At 70.7% G+C, this 20,464-nt stretch carries 22 protein-coding genes and 1 tRNA gene; 13 read left to right on the forward strand and 10 right to left on the reverse strand.

The genetic code is table 11. The features are described from left to right. Positions 1 to 11 precede the first annotated feature (11 nt). The 4 genes from ACM26Y_RS05905 to ACM26Y_RS05920 all read left to right on the forward strand — a co-directional run bounded on the left by ACM26Y_RS05905 (position 12) and on the right by ACM26Y_RS05920 (position 1,278). A complete protein-coding gene (locus tag ACM26Y_RS05905; RefSeq protein ID WP_040782204.1) occupies positions 12 to 326 on the forward strand; it encodes a rhodanese-like domain-containing protein in 315 nt (104 codons plus the stop codon). Beyond that, a complete protein-coding gene (locus tag ACM26Y_RS05910) occupies positions 323 to 454 on the forward strand; it encodes a hypothetical protein (protein WP_416062900.1) in 132 nt (43 codons plus the stop codon). The genes ACM26Y_RS05905 and ACM26Y_RS05910 overlap by 4 nt, the downstream gene beginning before the upstream one ends. Positions 455 to 569: 115 nt before the next feature. Next, positions 570 to 854 carry a metal-sensitive transcriptional regulator gene (locus ACM26Y_RS05915; protein ID WP_037201469.1) on the forward strand — a complete coding sequence of 95 codons (285 nt, stop codon included), beginning with the start codon at positions 570 to 572 and terminating at the stop codon, positions 852 to 854. A 25-nt stretch (positions 855 to 879) separates the two neighbouring features. After that, a complete protein-coding gene (locus tag ACM26Y_RS05920) occupies positions 880 to 1,278 on the forward strand; it encodes a DUF302 domain-containing protein (protein ID WP_003936326.1) in 399 nt (132 codons plus the stop codon). 46 nt (positions 1,279 to 1,324) lie between these two features. On the opposite strand, the gene rpe is transcribed toward ACM26Y_RS05920, so the two are convergent. Then, positions 1,325 to 2,050, reverse strand: a complete 726-nt coding sequence (gene rpe, locus ACM26Y_RS05925; RefSeq protein WP_416062901.1) for a ribulose-phosphate 3-epimerase — start codon at positions 2,048 to 2,050, stop codon at positions 1,325 to 1,327. Positions 2,051 to 2,148: 98 nt separating this feature from the next. Between rpe and ACM26Y_RS05930 the strand changes: the two genes are divergently transcribed. Both ACM26Y_RS05930 and ACM26Y_RS05935 read left to right on the forward strand, forming a co-directional pair. Further along, positions 2,149 to 2,883 (forward strand): Clp protease N-terminal domain-containing protein, encoded by a 735-nt coding sequence (locus ACM26Y_RS05930; protein WP_054373046.1) that lies wholly within the window; start codon positions 2,149 to 2,151, stop codon positions 2,881 to 2,883. Positions 2,884 to 3,291: 408 nt separating this feature from the next. Continuing rightward, on the forward strand, positions 3,292 to 3,798 hold the full coding sequence (locus ACM26Y_RS05935; protein ID WP_416062902.1) for a nitroreductase family deazaflavin-dependent oxidoreductase: 507 nt from the start codon (positions 3,292 to 3,294) through the stop codon (positions 3,796 to 3,798). A gap of 38 nt (positions 3,799 to 3,836) precedes the next feature. Here ACM26Y_RS05935 and ACM26Y_RS05940 read toward each other — a convergent pair. Continuing rightward, positions 3,837 to 3,909: transfer RNA gene (locus ACM26Y_RS05940), tRNA-Arg, on the reverse strand. A gap of 361 nt (positions 3,910 to 4,270) precedes the next feature. Between ACM26Y_RS05940 and ACM26Y_RS05945 the strand changes: the two genes are divergently transcribed. The 3 genes from ACM26Y_RS05945 (at position 4,271) to ACM26Y_RS05955 (ending at position 7,785) form a co-directional block, all read left to right on the forward strand. Continuing rightward, complete coding sequence (locus ACM26Y_RS05945; protein WP_416062903.1) at positions 4,271 to 5,044, forward strand: neutral zinc metallopeptidase; 774 nt, start codon at positions 4,271 to 4,273, stop codon at positions 5,042 to 5,044. Positions 5,045 to 5,360: 316 nt separating this feature from the next. Further along, on the forward strand, positions 5,361 to 6,185 hold the full coding sequence (locus ACM26Y_RS05950; RefSeq protein WP_003936320.1) for a M23 family metallopeptidase: 825 nt from the start codon (positions 5,361 to 5,363) through the stop codon (positions 6,183 to 6,185). A 76-nt stretch (positions 6,186 to 6,261) separates the two neighbouring features. Next, positions 6,262 to 7,785: a glutamate-cysteine ligase family protein gene (locus tag ACM26Y_RS05955; RefSeq protein WP_416062904.1), complete on the forward strand. Its 1,524-nt coding sequence runs from the start codon at positions 6,262 to 6,264 to the stop codon at positions 7,783 to 7,785. On the opposite strand, the gene ACM26Y_RS05960 is transcribed toward ACM26Y_RS05955, so the two are convergent. The 4 genes from ACM26Y_RS05960 to ACM26Y_RS05975 form a co-directional block, all read right to left on the reverse strand. Next, positions 7,786 to 10,071 (reverse strand): M28 family peptidase, encoded by a 2,286-nt coding sequence (locus tag ACM26Y_RS05960; protein WP_416062905.1) that lies wholly within the window; start codon positions 10,069 to 10,071, stop codon positions 7,786 to 7,788. Between the two features lie 74 nt (positions 10,072 to 10,145). After that, on the reverse strand, positions 10,146 to 11,369 hold the full coding sequence (locus ACM26Y_RS05965) for a globin domain-containing protein (RefSeq protein WP_289377740.1): 1,224 nt from the start codon (positions 11,367 to 11,369) through the stop codon (positions 10,146 to 10,148). 54 nt (positions 11,370 to 11,423) lie between these two features. Next, complete coding sequence (locus tag ACM26Y_RS05970; protein WP_054373054.1) at positions 11,424 to 11,864, reverse strand: RrF2 family transcriptional regulator; 441 nt, start codon at positions 11,862 to 11,864, stop codon at positions 11,424 to 11,426. A gap of 66 nt (positions 11,865 to 11,930) precedes the next feature. Then, positions 11,931 to 12,383: an HPP family protein gene (locus tag ACM26Y_RS05975; protein ID WP_003937727.1), complete on the reverse strand. Its 453-nt coding sequence runs from the start codon at positions 12,381 to 12,383 to the stop codon at positions 11,931 to 11,933. Positions 12,384 to 12,530: 147 nt separating this feature from the next. Here ACM26Y_RS05975 and ACM26Y_RS05980 point away from each other — a divergent pair, with 147 nt between their 5' ends. From ACM26Y_RS05980 to ACM26Y_RS05990, 3 genes are all read left to right on the forward strand, one after another. Further along, positions 12,531 to 13,481 (forward strand): universal stress protein, encoded by a 951-nt coding sequence (locus tag ACM26Y_RS05980; protein WP_371382850.1) that lies wholly within the window; start codon positions 12,531 to 12,533, stop codon positions 13,479 to 13,481. Between the two features lie 91 nt (positions 13,482 to 13,572). Next, positions 13,573 to 14,613: an LLM class F420-dependent oxidoreductase gene (locus ACM26Y_RS05985; protein ID WP_054373078.1), complete on the forward strand. Its 1,041-nt coding sequence runs from the start codon at positions 13,573 to 13,575 to the stop codon at positions 14,611 to 14,613. Between the two features lie 46 nt (positions 14,614 to 14,659). Further along, complete coding sequence (locus tag ACM26Y_RS05990; RefSeq protein WP_054373055.1) at positions 14,660 to 15,562, forward strand: universal stress protein; 903 nt, start codon at positions 14,660 to 14,662, stop codon at positions 15,560 to 15,562. A gap of 173 nt (positions 15,563 to 15,735) precedes the next feature. Here ACM26Y_RS05990 and ACM26Y_RS05995 read toward each other — a convergent pair whose 3' ends face one another. The 3 genes from ACM26Y_RS05995 to ACM26Y_RS06005 form a co-directional block, all read right to left on the reverse strand. Next, positions 15,736 to 16,014, reverse strand: coding sequence for a hypothetical protein (locus ACM26Y_RS05995; RefSeq protein WP_054373056.1), 279 nt, complete (start codon positions 16,012 to 16,014; stop codon positions 15,736 to 15,738). Further along, a complete protein-coding gene (locus ACM26Y_RS06000; protein WP_416062906.1) occupies positions 16,011 to 16,964 on the reverse strand; it encodes an acyl-ACP desaturase in 954 nt (317 codons plus the stop codon). Before ACM26Y_RS06000 ends, ACM26Y_RS05995 begins: the two co-directional genes overlap by 4 nt. A 61-nt stretch (positions 16,965 to 17,025) precedes the next feature. Further along, positions 17,026 to 17,946: a hypothetical protein gene (locus ACM26Y_RS06005; protein WP_416062907.1), complete on the reverse strand. Its 921-nt coding sequence runs from the start codon at positions 17,944 to 17,946 to the stop codon at positions 17,026 to 17,028. A 181-nt stretch (positions 17,947 to 18,127) separates the two neighbouring features. On the opposite strand from ACM26Y_RS06005, the gene ACM26Y_RS06010 reads away from it, so the two are divergent. Continuing rightward, positions 18,128 to 18,766, forward strand: a complete 639-nt coding sequence (locus ACM26Y_RS06010) for a response regulator (RefSeq protein ID WP_003937734.1) — start codon at positions 18,128 to 18,130, stop codon at positions 18,764 to 18,766. 8 nt (positions 18,767 to 18,774) lie between these two features. Here the strand turns inward: ACM26Y_RS06010 and ACM26Y_RS06015 are convergent, their stop codons facing one another. Beyond that, positions 18,775 to 20,406: a GAF domain-containing protein gene (locus ACM26Y_RS06015; protein ID WP_416063621.1), complete on the reverse strand. Its 1,632-nt coding sequence runs from the start codon at positions 20,404 to 20,406 to the stop codon at positions 18,775 to 18,777. Positions 20,407 to 20,464: the final 58 nt, after the last annotated feature.

Consider the following 20,464-nt stretch of genomic DNA (forward strand, 5'->3'; position numbering starts at 1 on the left):
AGGAGTGGACAATGAGGGAAATCGACATCGCCGCATTCGCCGACGCGTGGAAGTCCGGCGCGACCGTGGTCGACGTGCGCGAGGACTACGAGTACGAGCAGGCACACGTGCCCGGCGCCCAGTGGATTCCGCTCGGCGAACTCGGGTCCCGCCTCGCCGAGATCCCGGGAACCGACCTCGTCTACGTCGTCTGCGCCTCCGGTAACCGCAGCCTGCGCGGCGCGGACATCGTGTCCGCGTCCGGACGGCCTGCGGTCTCGGTTGCCGGCGGCACCAAGGGCTGGTTGCAGGCCGGTCACCCGGTCGAGCAGGGCGGCACCCGATGAGCCTGCCCGAGACGGTCGACGTCCGTCGCGCACGCGAGCTGCTCGCCGCCGGGGCGGTCCTCGTCGACGTGCGGTCCGCCGCCGAGTGCCGGTCCGGGGAACGGATGGTCAGGAGCGGTCGCCGCTGACGGCGACGCCGGATCGAGCGGCCCGTGAGCCGGGAAGCGGCACCGAGTCGGACGATGGGCAGGGGAATACCCCGCGGGGTATGATGGGTTCATCTTCAGTATGAAGGGGCCGACCATGACAGTTAACACCGTGAATGCCGCAGAATCCACCACCCAGGTCCTCAACCGGCTGCGCCGTGCTCAGGGCCAGCTTGCCGGGGTCATCTCCATGATCGAGAACGGGCGCGAGTGCCGCGAGGTGGTCACCCAGCTCGCAGCCGTCTCGCGTGCCCTGGATCGGGCCGGCTTCAAGATCGTCGCCACCCGGTTGCGGCAGTGCGTCCTCGACGAGCAGGACGACACCTGCGTCGACAAGCTGACCGAGGAGGAACTCGAGAAGCTCTTCCTCGCACTCGCCTGACATCAGCGAATCACGAAGGAGCGTTATGACACTCGCCCTCGCCACCACGCTGCGCGCCCCGCTCGACGACGTCGTCGAGCGCACTCGTGAGGCGCTGAAGGAGCAGGGCTTCGGGGTGCTCACCGAGATCGACATGCAGGCCACCCTGAAGACCAAGATCGACGTCGACATGGAGCCGTACGTCATTCTCGGGGCGTGCAACCCGCCGCTCGCACACCAGGCCGTGTCCGCCAACCGGCAGATCGGGCTGCTGCTGCCGTGCAACGTCGTCGTCCGGCGTGATCCGGAGGACTCCGGCACGGTGCATGTCGAAGCCATGAATCCCCAGTTGATGGTGCAGGTGGCCGAGGATCCCGAGTTGCAGCCGGTCGCCGACGAGGCCGCGCGGCGGCTGCAGGCGGCGATCGACGCACTGGGCAGCTGAGCCACGTCGAGACGGGCGCCGAGATCTCTCTCGGCGCCCGCGTGTGTCACCCGCCTTCGTATGCCGCCCGGGCCTTCGCGCGCAGGAGGCGTACCGCGCGCGCCGGGTCGTTCGTGCCGTAGACGGCGGTGCCGGCCACGAAGCAGTCGGCACCGGCCGCCGCGGCAGCCCCGATGGTGCCGAGGTTCACTCCACCGTCGACCTCGATGAGCACGTCGAGTTCTCCTGCATCGACCAGGCGTCGCGCCACGCGCACCTTGTGGAGCATCTCGGGAATGAACCGCTGACCGTTGAAGCCCGGCGGCACGCTCATCACCAGGAGCGTGTCGAAGTGCGCGAGCGTGCCGAGGTGCGGTTCGAGCGGGATGTGTGGTGCGAACGCGAGACCGGCGCGGGCGCCGGCGGCTCGTATCCGGCCGGCGAGAGCGATCGGGTCGCCCGTCGCCTCGACGTGCACGGAGACGTTGTACGCGCCGGCCTCCGCGTAGTCGACTGCCCATCGGTCGGGATCCTCGATCATCAGGTGACAGTCGAGTGGCAGCGACGTGTGCCGGGCGAGGGATCGCACGACCGGCAGCCCGAAGGTGATGTTGGGGACGAAGTGTCCGTCCATCACGTCGACGTGCAGCCAGTCGGCTCCGCGGTCGGATCCACCGGTCACGATCCGTGCCTCGTCCGCGAGGCGCGCCAGATCGCCGGAGGCCAGGCTGGGCGCGATGAGGGGCTCGCGCCGCGGGCGGCGATCGGAGCCGGTGCGGACATCGGAGTCCATGCGACGACGGTACCCGGAGTCGGCGCGCGCACGAGCCACACTGGAATCATCGTCAACCGAACGTTGACGATACTTATGCGTCAACCTAAGGTTGACGCATGACGAATCCGATCCCCATGAGCAATCCCGTGCGGCTGGACGACCTCATCGATGCCATCAAGAAGGTCCACTCCGACGCCCTGGAACAACTGGCCGACGCGGTCCTCGCCGCCGAGCATCTCGGAGAGGTCGCCGACCACCTGATCGGCCACTTCGTCGACCAGGCCCGTCGCTCCGGCGCGTCCTGGACCGACATCGGCCGCAGTATGGGTGTTTCGAAGCAGGCAGCCCAGAAGCGTTTCGTAGCAAAGGGTTCCGCAGATCTCGATCCTGAGCAGGGCTTCAGCCGATTCACCGAAAGTGCCCGGAACGTCGTCATGGCGGCACAGAACGAGGCTCGGGCGGCCGGTAATGCCGAGATCGTCCCGGAGCACCTCGTACTCGGTCTGCTGAGCGAGCCCGGTGCCCTCGCGATGCGTGCGCTCCTCGCACAGCACGTGTCGCCGGATGCGGTCCGTCGTGCCGTGGGGGAGGCGCTGCCGCCGGCCGCCGGGGACGTGCCCGACCTGATCCCCTACGACGCGCGCGCCCGGAAAGTACTGGAACTGACCTTCCGGCAGGCGCTGCGGCTCGGGCACAACTACATCGGCACCGAGCACATCCTCCTCGCCCTGCTCGACCACGAGAACGGCGGCGGGGTTCTCGGCGGTCTCGAGGTGGACAGCGCCGCCGCCGAAGCGTACGTCGCCGAGGCCGTGGCAGCGGAACAGGCGGCATACGAGTCATCCGAATGAGCAGGCAGCGATCCGCTCTGCGGCAGGAAACCGCCTCCCCGGCCTGCTCTTCGATCTACCGTGGAGTCGAGTCGGCCGAGAGGGGGGAGCAATGACCTACCCGCTCGTGGAGAAGACCCGGGAACGATCGGAAACCGGGCGGCATCTCGCGATCGAGGACTACCCGAGGGCTCCGTCGCCGACCGCAAGCCTTCGCGGCGACGAATCCGTGACGGTACGGGCGTACCTGGACACTGTCGAGCAACTGGACCCCGCTCGGGACGGCGATCTCCTCGCGGAACTCCGTGCCGACCTCGCAGCGAGGTTCCTCCGGTGGGCGAACTCCGCGGACGGACCGGACACCGACCGCCGCTCGGCGCCACGCAGTGCGCCGGGCCGAGATTCCCCATGAACGACGAGGGCAGGGCTGTGACCGACCGGGCCGTGCTCCGGCGAGTGGCGGAACGGGTGTACGACGGCACGGTGCTCGTGGTCGACACGGTCTTCACCGTGGTACGTGTCGCAGTGTGGCGCTCGCGCTGGAAGCCTGCCCTGGATGCCGTGCGCCGGTACAACAAGTTCGTCCTCAACCCGGTGATCCTGAAGAGGGGAGGGGCGACGGTCACCGCGGTGCACCACGTGGGTCGCAGCTCCGGGAAGGCATACGTCACCCCGGTATGGGCGGAACGAGCCGGACAGTCGTTCTTCATCCATCTGCCCTACGGCACCGACGTCGACTGGTGCCGCAACGTCCTGGCCGGTGGAGGCTGCATCCTCGAGCAGGACGGCGAGCGCTACGACGTCGTCGCTCCGGTGATCGTGCCCGCGGCCGAAGCGGAACCGCATCTGTCACCGGCATCGAGAAGGATGCACCGCCTGTTCGGCGTCCGGTCGTACCTGCGGCTCGACGTCGCCTCCGAAGCGAAGGTCGACTGAGCGAGCGCCGACAGCAGAACTCGGCCGGTGTTCTCGTGTGCCCCCGGCAGGATTCGAACCTGCGACACCGGCTTTAGGAGAGCCGTGCTCTATCCCCTGAGCTACGAGGGCGGCGCGCGGTGAACCGGTTCGATTCGATGCGCGGTGTGAGTGTAGCCGGGATCGTGGTGCCGGTGTGCAACGGTCGCAGACCAGCGGCGCAGTGGTCGCATCCGGCCGCTCCGCCTGACCGAATGTCACATGCCGTCGATCCAATCGAACCCATGTGACATTCGGTCGGGCGCATCCGGCGGCGGTCGGGCGCATCCTGGCGGCAGCGGGGCGGCATCCCGGCGGAGGTGCGGCCAGTGCTCCAGGGGGTGGGAAACGTCCCCCTCGGGGTGACGGGTGCAGCCCGAAGAGTCCTGGAACGAGGCCCCCGCACGCCGGAGGGTGGATCCGCAAGCCGAATCCTCGTCACCCGGGAGTGCTCATGCCTCGTTCCGTTTCGCGCACGATCCGTCTCGCCGCCGTGGCCGTTGCCGCCGCGGTGCCCGCCCTCGGTGCCGTCGCTCCGGCCGCCGCCGAGGACGAGGCTGCACTGCAACAGCTTTCACCCACGGCGGAGTGCCCGTTCTCTGCCGAGAGCACCGGGCGGTACACGACCGAGATGATGGGACCGTATGTGCAGTGCTTCCTTCCCTCGATCGAGTCGTGGATCGATGCCACCTACACGGACATGCCGCATCCGACCGCCTACTACGCGGTGGCTGCGGGGACGTCGGGGGAGGCGGCGCCCGGCTGCGCCTACGACGAGAACTCGCTGATGTACTGCGCGGCCGACCGCAGCCTCTACATCGGCGAGAAGGCGGCGGCGGAACTGGTGAACGGCTACGGGGAGATCGCCGTCGCTGCGGTGCTGAGCCATGAGGTGACGCATCACTTCCAGACGATGCTGGCGCTGCCGCAGCCCGATCCGGCAGAACCCAACAGCGCCATCCCGTACGAGAACCAGGCCGACTGTGGCTCGGGCGCCTTCGTCGCGTACTCCGAGCGCGACCTCGGCGTCACGATCGAGCAGGCCGACCTGGCGTCCCTGGGACGGGCGTTCGCCGCGGTCGGTGAGGACAAGGGGCCGGAGCGCACCCACGGCACCGTCGAGCAGCGCATCCAGGCATTCGACACCGGCTATCTCAGCCCCTCGCCCACGCCGTTGCTCTCGTGCGTCGACTATGTCCCCGACGCGCCCCTCGCGTATGTCGGCTGACTCGACAGGCGCACCGCTGTGATCACAATCACATAACCGGACTCGTCCGCCGCCGTGGTCCGGGCGCGCGACGCCGCGTCCGGGTCCGGTCGGCGTGCGCGCCGTCCCGGGCGAACGGGAGGGCGGGTTTCCGCTGTTCGCGAGGCCGGAAACGCGCGACGGTCGCCGACGGTACCGCGGCGTCGACCGTCCTACCCAGGGCGACGGTGTCCGAAACGTAACGCTGGCGCTGCCCTATATCGTTTTGTTACTTTGAGTCGCCAGAAACGGCCGGGGCACACCCGGCGCGCAACGGACGACGGATGAGGTAGCAACTGTGGGACGGCACCAGCGGGCAGGCGACGAGGCGACCACCTTCGAGATGGACCTGCCCGGTGCGTCCTCCGGCCGCGGCCGGCACCGCGTCGAGCCCACCGGCCCGTCCGCACCCGTGAAGGCCGCCACCGTGGCCGCCGCCACCGGCGCCTTCTTCGCCGTCGGCGCGCAGCTCACCGCCGGCACGGCCAGTGCCGCACCCGCCCCCGCCCAGACCGGCACCCTGCCGTTCGAGGTGCCCCAGGGACTGCTGCCCGAGGGCTTCGAGCTTCCGCAGCTGCCCGGCGCGCCCGCCCCCGCCGACGAGCACGGCCACGAGCACGCCGCCGCTCCCGCCCTGCCGCCGGAGCTCGGCACCCTGGTCGACCAGTTCGCCGCAGGCCAGGGCTGGCTGAACAACCTCAACCCGGCCAAGCCCGCCACGGTGCAGCCCGTCTCGGGCACGCTCACCTCGGAGTTCGGTCCCCGCTGGGGCAGCCACCACGGCGGCATCGACATCGCCGCCCCGATCGGCACCCCCATCAAGTCCGCCGCCGACGGCACCGTCGTCGACGCCGGCGCCGCCTCCGGCTACGGCCAGTGGGTGCGCATCCTCAACGACGACGGCACCACCGCCGTCTACGGCCACGTGGACACCTACCAGGTCAGCGCCGGCCAGCGGGTCACCGCCGGCCAGCAGATCGCCACCGTCGGCAACCGGGGCTGGTCCACCGGCCCGCACCTGCACTTCGAGGTGTGGGATCAGGCCGGGGGCAAGACCGACCCCAACGCCTGGCTCAGCACCCGCGGCGTCGTCGCCGACTGGAGCAGCTACCGCGCCGTCTGACGCTCGCCCCCACCCGTGGTCGCTCGGCCGCTAGGCTGACGAATCATCACCTAGCGGGGGAGAGGGACACAGCTCCATGGGCACGCAGATCAAGGCTCGCTCCTTCACCCGCGCCGACCGGCGCGAGTTCCGCACCAAGGTGCAGGCCTGTCTGGCCGCCCTCGATCGGATGCTGCGCGAAGGCGCCTTCACCGATGCGCGCGAACGTCCGGAGCCGCTCCTGGGCATGGAGATCGAGTTCAACCTCGTCCAGGACGACATGGAACCGGCCATGTGCAACCTCGAGGTGCTGCAGGCGATCGACGATCACGCCGTGTTCCAGACCGAGCTCGGCCAGTTCAACGTCGAGATGAACGTCGACCCCGGGCCGTTCGCCGGTGACTCCGTCCTCGACATCGAGAACTCCCTGCGCGAGTCGCTGCGCCGCGCCGACACCCGGATGCACCGGCAGGACGCCCAGCTCGTCATGATCGGCATGCTGCCGACGCTCGAGCTCGCCCACCTCGACCGGGAGCGCATCACCGCCAATCCGCGTTACGAGGCCCTCAACGAGCAGATCTTCGCCGCGCGCGGGGAGGACATCGAACTCGATCTCGACGGCGTGCCTCTCCCAAGCCGTGACGGCGCCGCCGAACAGCTGCGGGCCGATGCCAACTCGGTCGTGCCGGAGGCGGCGTGCACGTCGCTGCAACTGCATCTGCGGGTGGCCCCGGAAGACTTCGCCGAGCACTGGAACGCCGCCCAGTGCCTGGCGGGGGTGCAGGTGGCGCTCGCCGCCAACTCACCGTTCCTCGCGGGCAAGGCGCTGTGGCACGAGAGCCGGATCCCGCTGTTCGCGCAGGCCACCGACACCCGCACCCAGGAGCTGAAGAACCAGGGGGTGCGTCCGCGGGTGTGGTTCGGCGAGCGCTGGATCGACTCGGTGACCGACCTGTTCGAGGAGAACTCGCGGTACTTTCCGGCACTGCTTCCCGAGGTCTCCGAGGTCGACCCGCTCACTGAGCTCGACGCCGGACGGACTCCGGCGCTGCGCGAACTGCAGATGCACAACGGCACCATCTACCGCTGGAACCGGCCCGTCTACGACGTCGCCGACGACCACCCGCACCTGCGGCTCGAGAACCGGGTGTTGCCGGCGGGCCCGACGGTGCTCGACATCATGGCCAACGCCGCGTTCTACTACGGGGCGCTGCGGGCCCTCGTCGACGCCGATGTGCCGCTGTGCCGGTTCATGAGCTTCGATGCCGCGCGCGAGAACCTCGGGATCGGGGCCAAGTACGGTCTCGACGCACGACTGTACTGGCCCGGACTGGGGTGGGTCGGGGCCGACGAACTCGTGCTGCGCCGGCTGTTGCCGATGGCGGACGCGGGGCTGACCGCCTTCGGTCTGTCGCAGCAGGCGCGGGACAGGTACCTGGGCATCATCGAGGGCCGCTGCCTGAACCGGCAGACCGGTGCGGCGTGGCAGCGCGCGCAGGTCGTCGAACGGGAGGACGCCGGCGCCGACCGGCGCACCGCCCTCCACGGAATGATGCGCGACTACATCCGGAACATGCTCAGTGGCAAGCCCGTTCACGAGTGGCCGCTCGGCGCGGTGTGATCACAAGCGGACCGTGCGGGTCACCGCGACTGCCGGGGTGACCACGGCCCGGTCGTCCGGCGCGTGGTATCCCGGGACCACGGTCAGCTCGTCGGTGACGTCGGCGACGTGCAGCACGGTCGCACCGGCGCGTGGAACGACGGTCAGCCGCACCTCGATGCCCTCGGCCGGGGTCCCGGAGAACAGGAACCCGAACGGCGCGGCCGGTGCGGCGTTCCGGCCGGCCACCGTGGCCTCCCGCACCTCCGCGGTCGTCTCGTCCACCCACAGCCCGACCGTCGACGCCCCGCGCGGTGACGTCAGCCGCAGCGTCAGCGTCCGCTCGTCGCCGTCGGTGACGTCCGCGACGACGTCGAGCCCGGGCGCGGGCAGCGGCGCGGCCGGTGCCGGGCCGTGCGCGAACCTGGTCTCGCTGCGCCACGGGAACGCGTCCGGCAGGGTGGCCGGCGCCTCGGTCAGCAGAGCGCGGCTCCAGTCCGACGCGGGGGCGCGCGGCGAGGCCCACACGGCGCCGCCGGTGTCGGCGTTCAGTGCGTAGAGCAGCTGTTCCTGCCGGGGCGGGGTGGCGCCGTCGCGGTTGACCCAGCCCCCGACCGGCGCGGCCACCACCACGAGCGCCGCGGCGGCGATCGCGGCGAACCGCAGCTGCGACGGGCCGCCGGCGGTGTCGACGAGCGGCAGCGCCAGCGCGAACAGCACCGCGACGAACACCCCCGCGAGCGGCGCTCCGGTGAGCAGGCCGGCGTCGAACGAGGCTACCGCGCCGGGCACGAGCACCACGACCGCCGGCACGGTCCCGGCCACCGTCACGGGCACCCACCACCCGCGCCGGTCGGCGGGCAGCCGGTCCACGACGAGCGCGGCGAGCGCGGCCGGTAGCGCCGGCAGGACCAGGACGGTCGCGACTCCCAGGAAGGGCAGTGCGGCCACGGCGGTGACCGTGACGGCGAGCAGCGCACCCGTCGCGAACGCGGCAGGGCCGACGCGGCGGCGCACCGCCGGGTACGCCGCGAGCAGGACGGCGACGGCCGCGGCCACCGCGGCGACCTGATACGGCACCGGCCGGTACGGTTCCCGCAGGACCGCCGAGGCCTGCCCTGGGGCGATCCGCAGCGCGAGCCACCACGGGACGAACGCCGCACCCGCCGCCGCGGCCGCCACGGCGATCGAGATCACGCCCGATGCCGCGAGACGGCCCGCCGAGGCGGTGCCGTCCCGGATCCGCCGGGCCACGAGAACCCCGGTGGCGGCGGCGAGCAGCGCGGTCAGCGCGATCTCGAGCCAGCAGGGGTAGTGCACCGGTCCCCAGGGCAGGGTGACGACGACGTCGTCGCCGCCGGAACCGAGTTCCGCCAGGTCGATGGACGAGAATCGCTGCGCCGCAGCGAGGGTCGTCTCGCCCATGTGTTGCAGCGACGCGGTGTCGAGCCGGTCCGCGGTGTCGAGGGGGCTGTGATAGTAGGCGCCGCCACCGGCGACCGCGGTGTCCGCGGCGTGCAGGCCGGCCTCGGTGAGGCGACGGAAGTCGGTGTCGTTGGGCAGCAACTCGAACGCCGTCTGGGTGAACGAGTCCGCGGTCGTGCCGGGCACGTCGGCCAGCACATCCACGAGACCCGCGTTGGGGGAGGAGATCCGGAAGGTGACGGGGACGCCGCCGTTCCCGCGGGCCTCGTGGTTGAGCACCACAGTCGGCCGCGCGCCGGCCGGTTGCCGCCTCGCGTACTCCTCGGCGCCGAGCAGGCCGCGTTCCTCGCCGTCGGTGACGAGCACCGTCACGTCGTTCCGGGGACGGGGGGCGGCGGACAGGGCCCGGGCCGCCTCGAGCACCGTGGCGATCCCTATTCCGTCGTCGCCCGCGCCTGGGGAACCTGCGACCGTGTCGTAGTGCGCGGCGAGCACGACGGAACCGGTGGGGTCGGTGCCCGGCAGGGTGGCGACCACGTTGGCGACCCGGCCGCCGCGCTGGGTGCCCTGCACGGCGGTCGCCGACCAGCCGACACCGTCGTCGACGCGGACGGACCAGCCGAGCCCGTCGAGGACACCGACCAGGTAGTCCCGCGCCGCGGCGTGGCCGGCCGAGCCGGGCGGGCGCGGCTGCGAGGACACCGCTTCGACGTGCGCCGTCGCGCGGGCGGCGCTGAACTCGGTGGGCGCGGTGTCGGCCGGTGCGGGCTCCACCGGGGTCCGCAGCGTGGCCGCGAGCGCGACGAGGAGCAGTACGAGCAGTCCGATCCGGGCGGGACCGCGGGGCGTGTCCGCACGGGCGGGGACCGCGACGTCGTCCATGCGAGCGAGCCTAGCGCCGGATCGTGGAGACGACCGTGCCCCGGCTGCGGGGCCGGGGCACGGTCGGACGGGACTCAGGCGGTGGGCGCCCAGCTGTCCGGGCCGAACACCTCGTAGTGGATGTTCTCGGCGGGCACGTTGCGCTCGATCAGGGCCTCGCGCAGCGAGAGCATGAACGGCAGCGGACCGCACAGGTACGCCTTGGTGTTCGGGTCGAGCGGCAGGTCGGACACGTCGGCCCGGCCCACGCGCACGGTCTCGAGCGGTTCGCGGGCGCCGAGATCCTCGTACCAGCGGTGCACCTCGGCGGACGGGATGCGCTCGACGAGGGTCGCGAGCTCCTGCCGGTGGGCGTGGTTGGCGACGGAGCGGTCAGCGTGCAGCACCGAAACCTTGCGTCCGTCACCGGTTTCCGCGAGATGCGCGAGCATGCCGATCATCGGGGTGCAGCCGATGCCGGCGGAGGCCAGCAGCAGCGGAGCGCCGTCGTCGGGCAGCACCAGGTCGCCGAACGGGGTGGTGACCTGCAGGTCGTCGCCCTCGAAGACGTTGTCGTACAGGAAGTTCGACACTTCACCGGCCGGCGCGACGGTGCCGTCGGGGGTGGTGGTCGCCAGGATCCGCTTGACGGTGATGCGCCAGTCCCCCTGCGACGGCGCATTGGTCAGGCTGTACTGGCGGATCTGGCGGGCACCGTCGGGGAGCTCGACGCCCACCGAGAGGTACTGGCCCGGGCGGAAAGTGGGCAGCGGGGCGCCGTCGAGCGAGGTCAGGACGAACGAGACGGTGTCGGCGGACTGGTGCCGGCGCTCGGCGACCCGGACGGTGCGCCACACGTCGCCCGGTGCGACGCCCGCGGCCTTGTACAGGTCGTCCTCGAGCTTGATGAGGGTGTTGGCCATCAGCCAGTACAGCTCGTCCCAGGCCGCGGCGACCTCGGGGGTGACGGCCTCGCCGAGCACCTCCACGATGGCTTCGAACAGGTGCTTGTGGACGATCCAGTACTCGTCGGGCTTGATGCCGAGGGAGGCGTGCTTGTGCGCGATGCGCGACAGGATGGCCTCGACCCGGGCGGGATCGGGGTCGAGCTGCAGGGTCGCGAACGCGGCGATGGAGCCGGCGAGGGCCTTCTGCTGTTCGCCCTGCTTCTGGTTGCCGCGGTTGAACAGGTTCCGCTCGAGTTCGGGGTGCGCGGCGAACATCTTCTTGTAGAACAGGGGGGTGATGTCGCCGATGGCGGCCCCCACGGCGGGGAGGGTGGCGCGGACGACTTCCTTGGACTCGGCTGAGAGCGGCATCGTGGACTCCGTTTCGATCGGGCTGGGCGGGTTCACGGGCTGTGAACCCGGCGGTCAGACGGCGGGGCGGGTGAGTTCGAGCAGGACGGTGCGGGTGGGCGGGCGGGCGAGGTCGGCGACGGTGACGCCGTCGAGGGTGGTGTAGAACGCCTCCTGGGCGCGCCGCAGTGCGCCCCGGAGGCTGCACCCGGCGCGCAGCGGACACGGCTTGTCGCCCTCGCAGGCGACGACCTCGTCGTCGCCTTCGAGTTGCCGGGCGAGCCATCCGACGGTTGCGGACCGGCCGAGCTCGGTGATGGCCAGTCCGCCGCCGCGGCCGCGGCGCGTCGTGACGACGCCGAGTTCGCTCAGTCGTGCGACCACCTTGGTGGTGTGGGCGTACGACAACTCCAGTTGCTCGGCAACGCGTCTGGTGCTGGGGGAGCTGTCTGGCGCGGTGGCCGCCAGGTACATGACAACTCTCAGTCCGAGATCGGTGAACTGGGTGAGTTGCATGACTCGAGACTAGATAATTGTCATCCCAGATGACAATTTAATGTGACGCAGATCGCTTCCCGGTCTTCAGCGCTCGAGCAGGGGAAGGATATTGCGCCAGCTGACGATTCCGATCGGCCGGCCGTCGCGCACCACCGGCACGGACCGCAGCCGCATCTGCAGCATCGCCCGCGCGATGTCGAACAACTCCGCGTCCGCGTCGAGGGCGACGGGCGGCAGCGCGACCGCCCGCACCGTCAGCGGCCGGCGGATCGCGCTCACGATCGGCTCGGGCAGATCGGCGTACACCGACAGCCGCGCCAGATGCGCTCCCGCCAGGGCCTCCTCGGTGATCAGACCGCACAGGCTGCCGTGCTCGTCCACCACCGGAAGCGTGGTGAAACCGTTGCGCGCCAGCACCTCCCCGGCCCGCTCCAGGGTGGCGTCCACCGTCACCGCCAGTACCGGCGTGCTCATCACGTCCGCCGCGCGGACCTTGCGGGCCGCGGCATCCGTCACACGGATCGGTCCACCGGACATGATGCGCCTCCTCTCCCCACGATTGTGGCCGCATCCACCCCGCCGGACCAGTGGCTCCGGACTTCCCGGAGAAGGACCAAAGACCATTCCTGCCTCAGGGGGAGCGGGCTAACCTCGACCCCGAGGACGATCCCTGCGACGAGAGCGGTGACCGACGTGAAGTTCCCCGGCAGCAAGACGCACCACGAGCCCGCGCACGACGAGTCGGTGCGGTCGAACACCGTGGTGGTCGGGATCGACGGCTCTCCGGCCTCCGACGACGCCGTCCGGTGGGCCGCTGCGACCGCCGCCGACCGCGGACTCCCGCTGCACATCGTGCACGCTCTGGACTTCGCCCCCAGCGGGTACAGCGGGGCGCCGTTCATCCAGACCGCACAGGTCTTCGAATGGATCGAGGACGAGGGCAAGACGCTGCTGCAACGGGCCGAGGAGGTCGCCCGCACCGTCGCCCCGGCACTCGAGATCACCACCCGTCTCGCCGCCACCGGCAGCGCCCGCTGGCTCATCGACCTGTCCGCCCACGCGCGCATGCTCGTGCTCGGCTCCTCCGGCACCGGCCGGGTGGGCGAGGCCCTGCTCGGCTCCACCCCGGTCGCCGTGGCCAGCCACGGTCGGTGCCCCGTCGTCGTCGTCCGCGGCGAGGCTCCGGAGTCCCTGCCCGACACCCGGCCCATCGTCGTCGGCGTCGACGGCAGCACGCTCAGCGAGAAGGCCGTCCGCGCGGCGTTCGAGGAGGCCGGTCTGCGGGGCGTCGACCTCGTCGCCGTCCACGTGTGGAGCGACATGCGGCGCGGCACGTTCGACGAGGCCGTGGAGGTCTCGATCGATCCCGACGCGTTCGCGGAATCCGAGCAGGCCCTGCTCGCCGAGCGCCTCGCCGGGTTCCACGATCGCTACCCCGACGTGAACGTGCGCCGCGAAGTGTACGTCGACGGGCCGCGCGCTCACCTGCTCGCCTGGTCCGAGAAGGCGCAACTGCTGGTGGTCGGCAGCCGCGGACGTGGCGGATTCACCGGCATGCTGCTCGGGTCCACCAGCAACTCGCTGATCCGGGACGCACACTGCCCCGTGATGGTCGTGCGCCCCGACGAGTCCTGAGGATCGGTGCCGCGCCCCGGCGGTAGGGTACCGGGAAAACGGTACGAGCGTGCCCGTCCGGGCACGCACCAACGGATCACGGGGTATGCCGATGCGCATCGGGATGGGACTGAACTACAGCGGCGGCTTCGCCGAGACTGCGGCGGAGGTGGCCGATCTGGAACGGGCCGGCCTCGACATCATCTTCGTGCCGGAGGCGTACTCGTTCGATGCGGTCAGTCAGCTCGGCTACCTTGCGGCCAAGACCGAACGACTCGAGCTGGCCTCGGGCATCTTCCAGATCTACACCCGCACGCCGAGTCTGACCGCGATGACCGCCGCGGGCCTGGACTACGTCTCCGACGGCCGCTTCGTCCTGGGGATCGGTGCCTCCGGCCCGCAGGTCATCGAGGGATTCCACGGCGTCAAGTACGACGCGCCCCTCGGCCGCACCCGGGAACTCGTCGACATCTGCCGTCAGGTCTGGCGCCGGGAGAAGGTCCAGTACCAGGGCAAGTACTACCAGATCCCGCTCCCGCCGGAGAAGGGCACCGGGCTCGGCAAGCCGCTCAAGCTCATCAACCACCCGGTGCGGGAACGCATCCCCGTCCTGATCGCCGCGATCGGCCCCAAGAACGTCGAGATGACCGCCGAGATCGCCGAGGGCTGGGAGCCGATCTTCTTCCATCCGGAGAAGGCCGCCGACGTCTGGGGCGAATCCCTCGCGCGGGGCAAGGCCAAGCGCGATCCCTCGCTGGGCGACCTGCAGGTCTACGTCGGCGCCGCGCTCGCCATCGGTGACAACGTCGACTTCCTCCTCGACTTCGTGCGCCCGCACCTGGCGTTGTACATCGGCGGCATGGGTGCGAAGGGGAAGAACTTCTACAACGATCTCGCCGTCCGCTACGGCTACGCGAAGGAAGCGGAGACCATCCAGGATCTGTACCTCGCCGGCCGCAAGGAGGAGGCGGCCGCGGCAGTGCCGGACGACCTCGTGCGGGCCGTCTCGCTGATCGGCCCCGAGAGCTACGTCCGGGAGCGGGTCGCCGCGTTCGCCGAAGCCGGCGTCACCACCCTCACCGTCACCCCGATCGCGGAGGACACCGCCGGCCGGGTCCGACTGATCGAACAGCTGCGGGAGATCTGCAACTGACGCCCGAGAGAACCGGGCCGCCGGCCCGCCGACAAAGGGGACACCTATGACCGATACCCAACCGATCGTCGTCGCGGTCGACGGATCCGACGCGGCCGCCACCGCGGTGATCTGGGCGACCCGCGCCGCCGCGGCCCGTGCGTTGCCGCTGCGCATCGTCACCGTCGTGCACATCCCCGCGTTCTACTACTCCGAGCCCTACCTCGCGGAGAGCTTCCACGAGGAGATGAAGGAGACGGCGCGGGCCCGGCTCGACAGCGCCGAGGTGCTCGCCAAGCGCATCGCCGACGAGCAGGGCCCGGTCGAGATCACCACCGAGCAGATCGAGGGCAAGATCGTCCCCACCCTCGTCGAGGTTTCACACCGTGCCGACACCATCGTGCTCGGCTCCCGCGGACTCGGCGAGGTCAAGGGGCTGCTCGTCGGCTCCGTCACCCTCGGTCTCGCCTCGCACGCCCACTGCCCGGTCGCGATCGTGCGCGGCCGCACCCTCGACGGGGCGCCGCCCTCCGACGGCCCGGTCGTGGTGGGTGTCGACGGTTCCGAGGCGTCGGTGCGCGCCGTCGAGGTGGCGTTCGCCGAGGCGTCCGCCCGCAAGGCCACGCTCGTCGCGGTGAACGTGTGGAGCGACGTGAGCGTGCAGCCCTCCCTGGGCGCGGTGCCCGAGGATCCGCAGTGGAGCCGGATCCAGACGGGCGAGGAGGTCGTGCTCGCCGAGAACCTCGCCGGGTTCCAGGAGCGCTACCCGGACGTCGTCGTCGAACGCGTCGTCGCGCGGGACCGGCCGGTGCGGGTGCTGAGCGAGTACGCCGAACGCGCCCAGCTGATCGTCGTCGGCTCCCGAGGTCGTGGTGGTTTCAAGGGCCTGCTGCTCGGGTCGACCAGCAACGCGCTGATGCAGACCGCCGACTGCCCCGTGCTGATCGTCCGGCCCGACGGCGAGAAGTAGCCTTCCCGTTCCGGCTGCGCCGCATGTGGTTGCGCGGCAGGGTGCTTCCCGCGCGCGTTCTCACGCGCGCGGGAAGCACCGCAGCGCGCGACCGCCGGGAACGTACCCGGACGTTCGATGCCCGGCACCCAGGTGCCGGGCATCGTCGCACGGTGGTCTCCTCGGTCCGCGAGTCAGCCGAAGTCGTCGAGGCCACGCTCACGCAGTTCGCGCCAGACGTCGGCCGGATGGATGCCGCGACGGACCGCGTCGTTCTCGATGAGGACCCCCAGCAGCACCGAGCTCAGGTAGGCGACGTCCTCCGGGCGGTGGGTGCTGCTCTTGGCTGTCAGCCAACCGGACACGTCGCCGCGTTTCGCGGCGCGCGCCATGTCCAGAACCGAGCCGAACAGCTTGCTGTCCGTGGTTCCGGCCAGGGGGTTTCCGGTCCCGGGCTCGCGCACGCTGGTCATGCGCTCGCCCCTGCGTGTTCGCTCCGCCGGGCCTGGCGCGCGAGCGCGCGGTCCCGGGCCTCCTCGAACCGCTCGGCCTTCGTCCGCAGATCGGCGAGGAAGACGTCGAGGTCCTCGCGCAGCTGCTCGCCGCGGCCGCCGAAGTCGGTGCGCTCGAACACCCGCCACTTGCGGAGCACCGGGAGCACCACGTCGTCGAGGTGCTGGCGCAGGTCGTAGATGCCGCCCTTGGCGATCAGGACGGCGTTGCGCCGGAAGTTGGCCATCGACGCACCGGGCATCCGGAACCGGGTCAGCACGCTCATGATCGCGGCCAGCGTCTGGTCGGGGGCGATGTCGAGGGCGCCGTCGACGATGTTGCGGTAGAACATCATGTGCAGGTTCTCGTCCGCGGCGACGCGGGCGAGCATGCGGTCCGCGATCGGGTCGCCGCACGCCTTGCCGGTGTTGCGATGCGAGACCCGGGTCGCCAGTTCCTGGAAGGTCACGTACGACACGGACTCGAGCATCGATGTCGAACCCGGGTCGAACCCGGTGGTCATGTGCGCCATGCGCGCGTTCTCGAGTGCGACGGGGTCCACCCCCCGGGTGACCACGAGGTAGTCCCGCATGACGACGGAGTGCTTGTTCTCCTCGGCCGTCCAGCGCCCCACCCACGTGCCCCACGCCCCGTCGAGGCTGAAGTGCTCGGCGATCTCGCGGTGGTAGGAGGGCAGGTTGTCCTCGGTGAGCAGGTTGGTGATCATCGCTGCCTGCGCGGTGTCGGACAACGCGGACTGGGTGGGATCCCAGTCGGTGCCGCCGAGGGCGGCGAAGTTGCGGCCCTCGTCCCACGGAACGTAGTCGTGCGGATGCCAGTCCTTCGCCGTCGCCAGGTGGCGGTGGACGTTGTCCTCGGCGATCGGCTCGAGCTCTCGGAGCAGCTGCAGGTCCGTGAGTTCCCTTGTCACAATGATGTTTTCCCTCTCTGATGGGTCGCGGCGCCCCCCTGCGGCGCCCGGTTCGGTCTGATCAGAACCCGATCCGCATGATCAGTTGCGGAAGGCCGCCGAGGTCCATCCGTTCGGCGAGCCGGGCCGCCGAGTCCTCCACGCGGAGTGGATAGGTGAGCACGGAGGCGGACAGCCGGGCATCGACCGCCGCCAGCCACGCCCGCTCGGATGCGATGCCCACCCGCACCAGGTCGATCGGATCGGCGGACTGCACCGAGAAGACCAGCACGGTCTCCCGGTCGATGGCCGCCGCGAGCTCGGCGGTGTCCGGCACGCCGGTGGTGATCAGTGCCCGCCCGGCCGCTCCGCCGGCGTCCAGATCGGCGCCCCAGTCGGTCACCACCTCGGCGTTGCCCTCCGGATGCCAGTGCGACGTCCACCGGAACATCTCGCGCTGGTAGTGCGGGTTGCGGCGCATCGCCTCGGCCGAATACGTGAGCATGTCGGCGAGGGCCGGCGCCTCGTCCGATGCCAGCAGGCGGACGCGGACACCAGGGATGTCTGCGGCGGTCATCACATCGGCGACGGTGGTGGCCGGCACCGGGATCCGGGCGAACGACTCGCGGTGGCTGCGCCGGTGCGAGATCGCGGCGAAGTACCCCAGATCGGTGCTCGACGGCGTGGCCGGTGCCGCCGCCTCGATCCGCGCGATCAGCTCGGGCCGCTGCGGCTCCGGTAGCAACCGGGTCCGGGCGCTCCAGCCGAGCGCGCGGATGCCGAGTTCGAGATTGGCGACGGCGGCCCCGCACGAGATGAGGCGGTCCGGACGCAGCGGGTCCGAACCGGGCGCTGCGAACTCGACCCGCTCCTCCAGTTCGGCGGTGCGCCCCGGGAGTCGCAGATTCCACGGCTGGGTGTCGTGAATCGAGGGGGCCGCGATCACGGCACGCGCGATGACCTCGGTGTCGCTCGTGGACCAGGTGTCGGGCACCGTGGACATCGCAGCCTCCTCGTCCTGGTCGGTCGTCCCGCACGGCTCATCGGGACGACGTTCCGAGCATCGCCCGCGGGCTGCGCCGGGCGCATGTGCCGAAGGTCCCGAAACTGCCGTCGAACGGCCCGGGGCAGGCGGTGTGCGAGCATGGTCACCGCAACACCGGTGCCAGGAAAGGTGAGGGACGATGCCTCGGGTATTTCTCGTCGACGACCACGAGATCGTGCGGCGCGGGTTGGTCGACCTGCTCGACAGTGTGCCCGACTTCACGGTCGTCGGGGAGGCCGCGTCGGTCGGCGAGGCGCTGGCCCGCATCCCGGGCAGCGGTGCCGAAGTCGCGGTCCTCGACGTGCGCCTGCCCGACGGCAACGGCGTGGAACTGTGCCGTGAGCTGCGGGCCCGCATGCCGGAGCTGCGCGCTCTCATGCTCACCTCCTACGCCGACGACGAGGCCCTGTTCGACGCGATCATGGCGGGCGCGTCCGGGTTCGTGCTCAAGCAGATCCTCGGTACCGACCTGGTGTCGGCGATCCGGACCGTCGCGGCCGGCGGCTCGCTGCTCGACAGCCGGGCGACGGCCGCGCTCATGGAACGCATCCGCGCGTCCCGCACGGCGGATCCCCTCGCCGAACTGTCCGACCAGGAACGGGCGGTGTTCGAGCTGATCGGCGAAGGCCTGACCAATCGTGAGATCGCCGAGCGGTTGTTCCTGGCGGAGAAGACGATCAAGAACTACGTCTCGCGGCTGCTGGCGAAGCTCGGGATGCAGCGCCGCACGCAGGCCGCGGTGCTCGCCACCGAGTTGCGCAAGCAGCGCGAGGTCTGACGCAGAGGTCAGAGCGGCACCTGCCACACCACGCGCGTGCCGCCCGTCGCGCCGGGGCCGATGTTGCAGCACCCGCCGCACTGCTGGGCACGCCGGTCGAGGTTGGCGAGGCCGCTGCGGCGCGGGGCGTCCGGCAGCCCGATTCCGTCGTCGACGATCTCGATCGTGAATTCGTCTCCCGCTGTGACGGATACGGAGATCTTCTCCGACTGCGAGTGGCGCAACGCGTTGCTGAGTCCTTCCCGCAGCACCGCTTCGGCGTGCGGATGGATGCGGGCGGGAACCAGAGTGTCTATCGGCCCGGAGAACTGGACGTTCGGCGCCACCGGCGACTGGGCGGTCAGGTCGCCGACCACGTCCAGCAGCCGCCGCCGCAGGCTCGTCGACGCCGCGGCGCCGGTGGTGTGCAGATCGAAGATGGTGGTGCGGATCTCGCGGACGGTGCGGTCGAGTTGCTCGACGGCGTGCTGGACGATATCCGTGACCCGGTCGGGGTCGGTGCCGGGCACCAGCGTGCTCTGCAGACTCATTCCAGTGGCGAACAACCGCTGGATCACGTTGTCGTGCAGATCCTGCGCGATACGGTCGCGGTCCGCGAGCACGTCCAGCAACCGCTTCTTGCGTTGCTGCGTGGCGAACTCCAGTGCGACGGTGACGAGGTCGGCCATGGATTCGAGCCGGACGACGTCCTCGTCGTCCCACGCGTCGGATCGGGCCGCGCGGGTCACGATCAGGGCGCCGCTCGCACCGGAGGTGGCGGACAAGGGCAGGATGACGGCGCGGACTTCGGCGCCCGACGCGCCCGGAACGCCCTCGAGACTGTCGGCGAGCAGGGTGCGGCGCGTCCGGATCGCCTCGAGCACAGGCGAATCGGTGAGGTCGAGACGGGCGCCGGCCGACGGCGGCCCGGGTGCGGCGCCGGCCCGGACCGTGCCCTGGGCGCCGTCGACGAGCACGACGTAGCTGCCTTCGGTGTGGGCGAGGTCGCGCACGCGGTCGACCAGCAGTTCCAGAGTCTCGTCGACCGAACCTCCCACCAGCAGCCGTGAGTTGATCGTCGCCATCGCCTCGAGCCAGCGTTCGCGGGTGACGGACCCCTCGAACAGGCGCGCGTTGTCGATCGCGACGCCCGCGGAGGTCGCGAGCACCTTCAGGATCACCTCGTCCTCTTCGGTGAACGCCGGGGAACCGACCTTCTCGGTGAGGTAGATGCTGCCGAACACTTTGCCGCGCACCATGATCGGAGTGCCAAGGAAACTCTTCATCGGTGGATGCCCCGGAGGGAATCCGATCGATGCGGGATGCCGGGACAGGTCCGCGATACGCACCGGCCTCGGGTCGTTGATGAGCAGACCGAGCAGGCCGCGGCCCTCCGGGAGATGGCCCATGCGACCGCGCGCCTCGGGGGTGATCCCCACGTAGACGAACTCCGAGAGTCCGCCGTCGGGAGCCCGCACGCCCAGCGCGCCGTAGCGGGCGTCGAGCAGCGTCACGGCCGCGGAGACGATGCGCTGGAGCATCGAGTCGAGTTCGAGGCCCGACCCGACGACGAGCACCGCCTCGAGCAGGCTCTGCAGGCTCGCTCGGGTGGTGACGGTGTCGGTCAGCCGGTCCCGGATCTCGGCGAGCAGTCCGTCGATGTCGGCGGTGCCGTCGTTGGAGTCACCGACGGAGGTGCCGTCGTTCGAGTCACCGACG

The sequence above is a fragment of the Rhodococcus indonesiensis genome, from assembly GCF_047782815.1.
In the GTDB taxonomy this organism is placed as follows: Bacteria; Actinomycetota; Actinomycetes; order Mycobacteriales; family Mycobacteriaceae; genus Rhodococcus; species Rhodococcus indonesiensis.

Coding starts and splice junctions, on each gene's coding strand:
- ACM26Y_RS05905 (WP_040782204.1), top strand. CDS start 12: ATGAGGGAAATCGACATCGCCGCATTCGCCGACGCGTGGAAGTCCGGC.
- ACM26Y_RS05995 (WP_054373056.1), bottom strand. CDS start 16,014: ATGACCAGCGTGCGCGAGCCCGGGACCGGAAACCCCCTGGCCGGAACC.
- ACM26Y_RS05970 (WP_054373054.1), bottom strand. CDS start 11,864: ATGCAACTCACCCAGTTCACCGATCTCGGACTGAGAGTTGTCATGTAC.
- ACM26Y_RS05985 (WP_054373078.1), top strand. CDS start 13,573: ATGCGCATCGGGATGGGACTGAACTACAGCGGCGGCTTCGCCGAGACT.
- ACM26Y_RS05990 (WP_054373055.1), top strand. CDS start 14,660: ATGACCGATACCCAACCGATCGTCGTCGCGGTCGACGGATCCGACGCG.
- rpe (WP_416062901.1), bottom strand. CDS start 2,050: ATGGACTCCGATGTCCGCACCGGCTCCGATCGCCGCCCGCGGCGCGAG.
- ACM26Y_RS05975 (WP_003937727.1), bottom strand. CDS start 12,383: ATGTCCGGTGGACCGATCCGTGTGACGGATGCCGCGGCCCGCAAGGTC.
- ACM26Y_RS05930 (WP_054373046.1), top strand. CDS start 2,149: ATGACGAATCCGATCCCCATGAGCAATCCCGTGCGGCTGGACGACCTC.
- ACM26Y_RS05920 (WP_003936326.1), top strand. CDS start 880: ATGACACTCGCCCTCGCCACCACGCTGCGCGCCCCGCTCGACGACGTC.
- ACM26Y_RS05960 (WP_416062905.1), bottom strand. CDS start 10,071: ATGGACGACGTCGCGGTCCCCGCCCGTGCGGACACGCCCCGCGGTCCC.
- ACM26Y_RS06005 (WP_416062907.1), bottom strand. CDS start 17,946: ATGTCCACGGTGCCCGACACCTGGTCCACGAGCGACACCGAGGTCATC.
- ACM26Y_RS05965 (WP_289377740.1), bottom strand. CDS start 11,369: ATGCCGCTCTCAGCCGAGTCCAAGGAAGTCGTCCGCGCCACCCTCCCC.
- ACM26Y_RS05915 (WP_037201469.1), top strand. CDS start 570: ATGACAGTTAACACCGTGAATGCCGCAGAATCCACCACCCAGGTCCTC.
- ACM26Y_RS05955 (WP_416062904.1), top strand. CDS start 6,262: ATGGGCACGCAGATCAAGGCTCGCTCCTTCACCCGCGCCGACCGGCGC.
- ACM26Y_RS05945 (WP_416062903.1), top strand. CDS start 4,271: ATGCCTCGTTCCGTTTCGCGCACGATCCGTCTCGCCGCCGTGGCCGTT.
- ACM26Y_RS05910 (WP_416062900.1), top strand. CDS start 323: ATGAGCCTGCCCGAGACGGTCGACGTCCGTCGCGCACGCGAGCTGCTC.
- ACM26Y_RS06010 (WP_003937734.1), top strand. CDS start 18,128: ATGCCTCGGGTATTTCTCGTCGACGACCACGAGATCGTGCGGCGCGGG.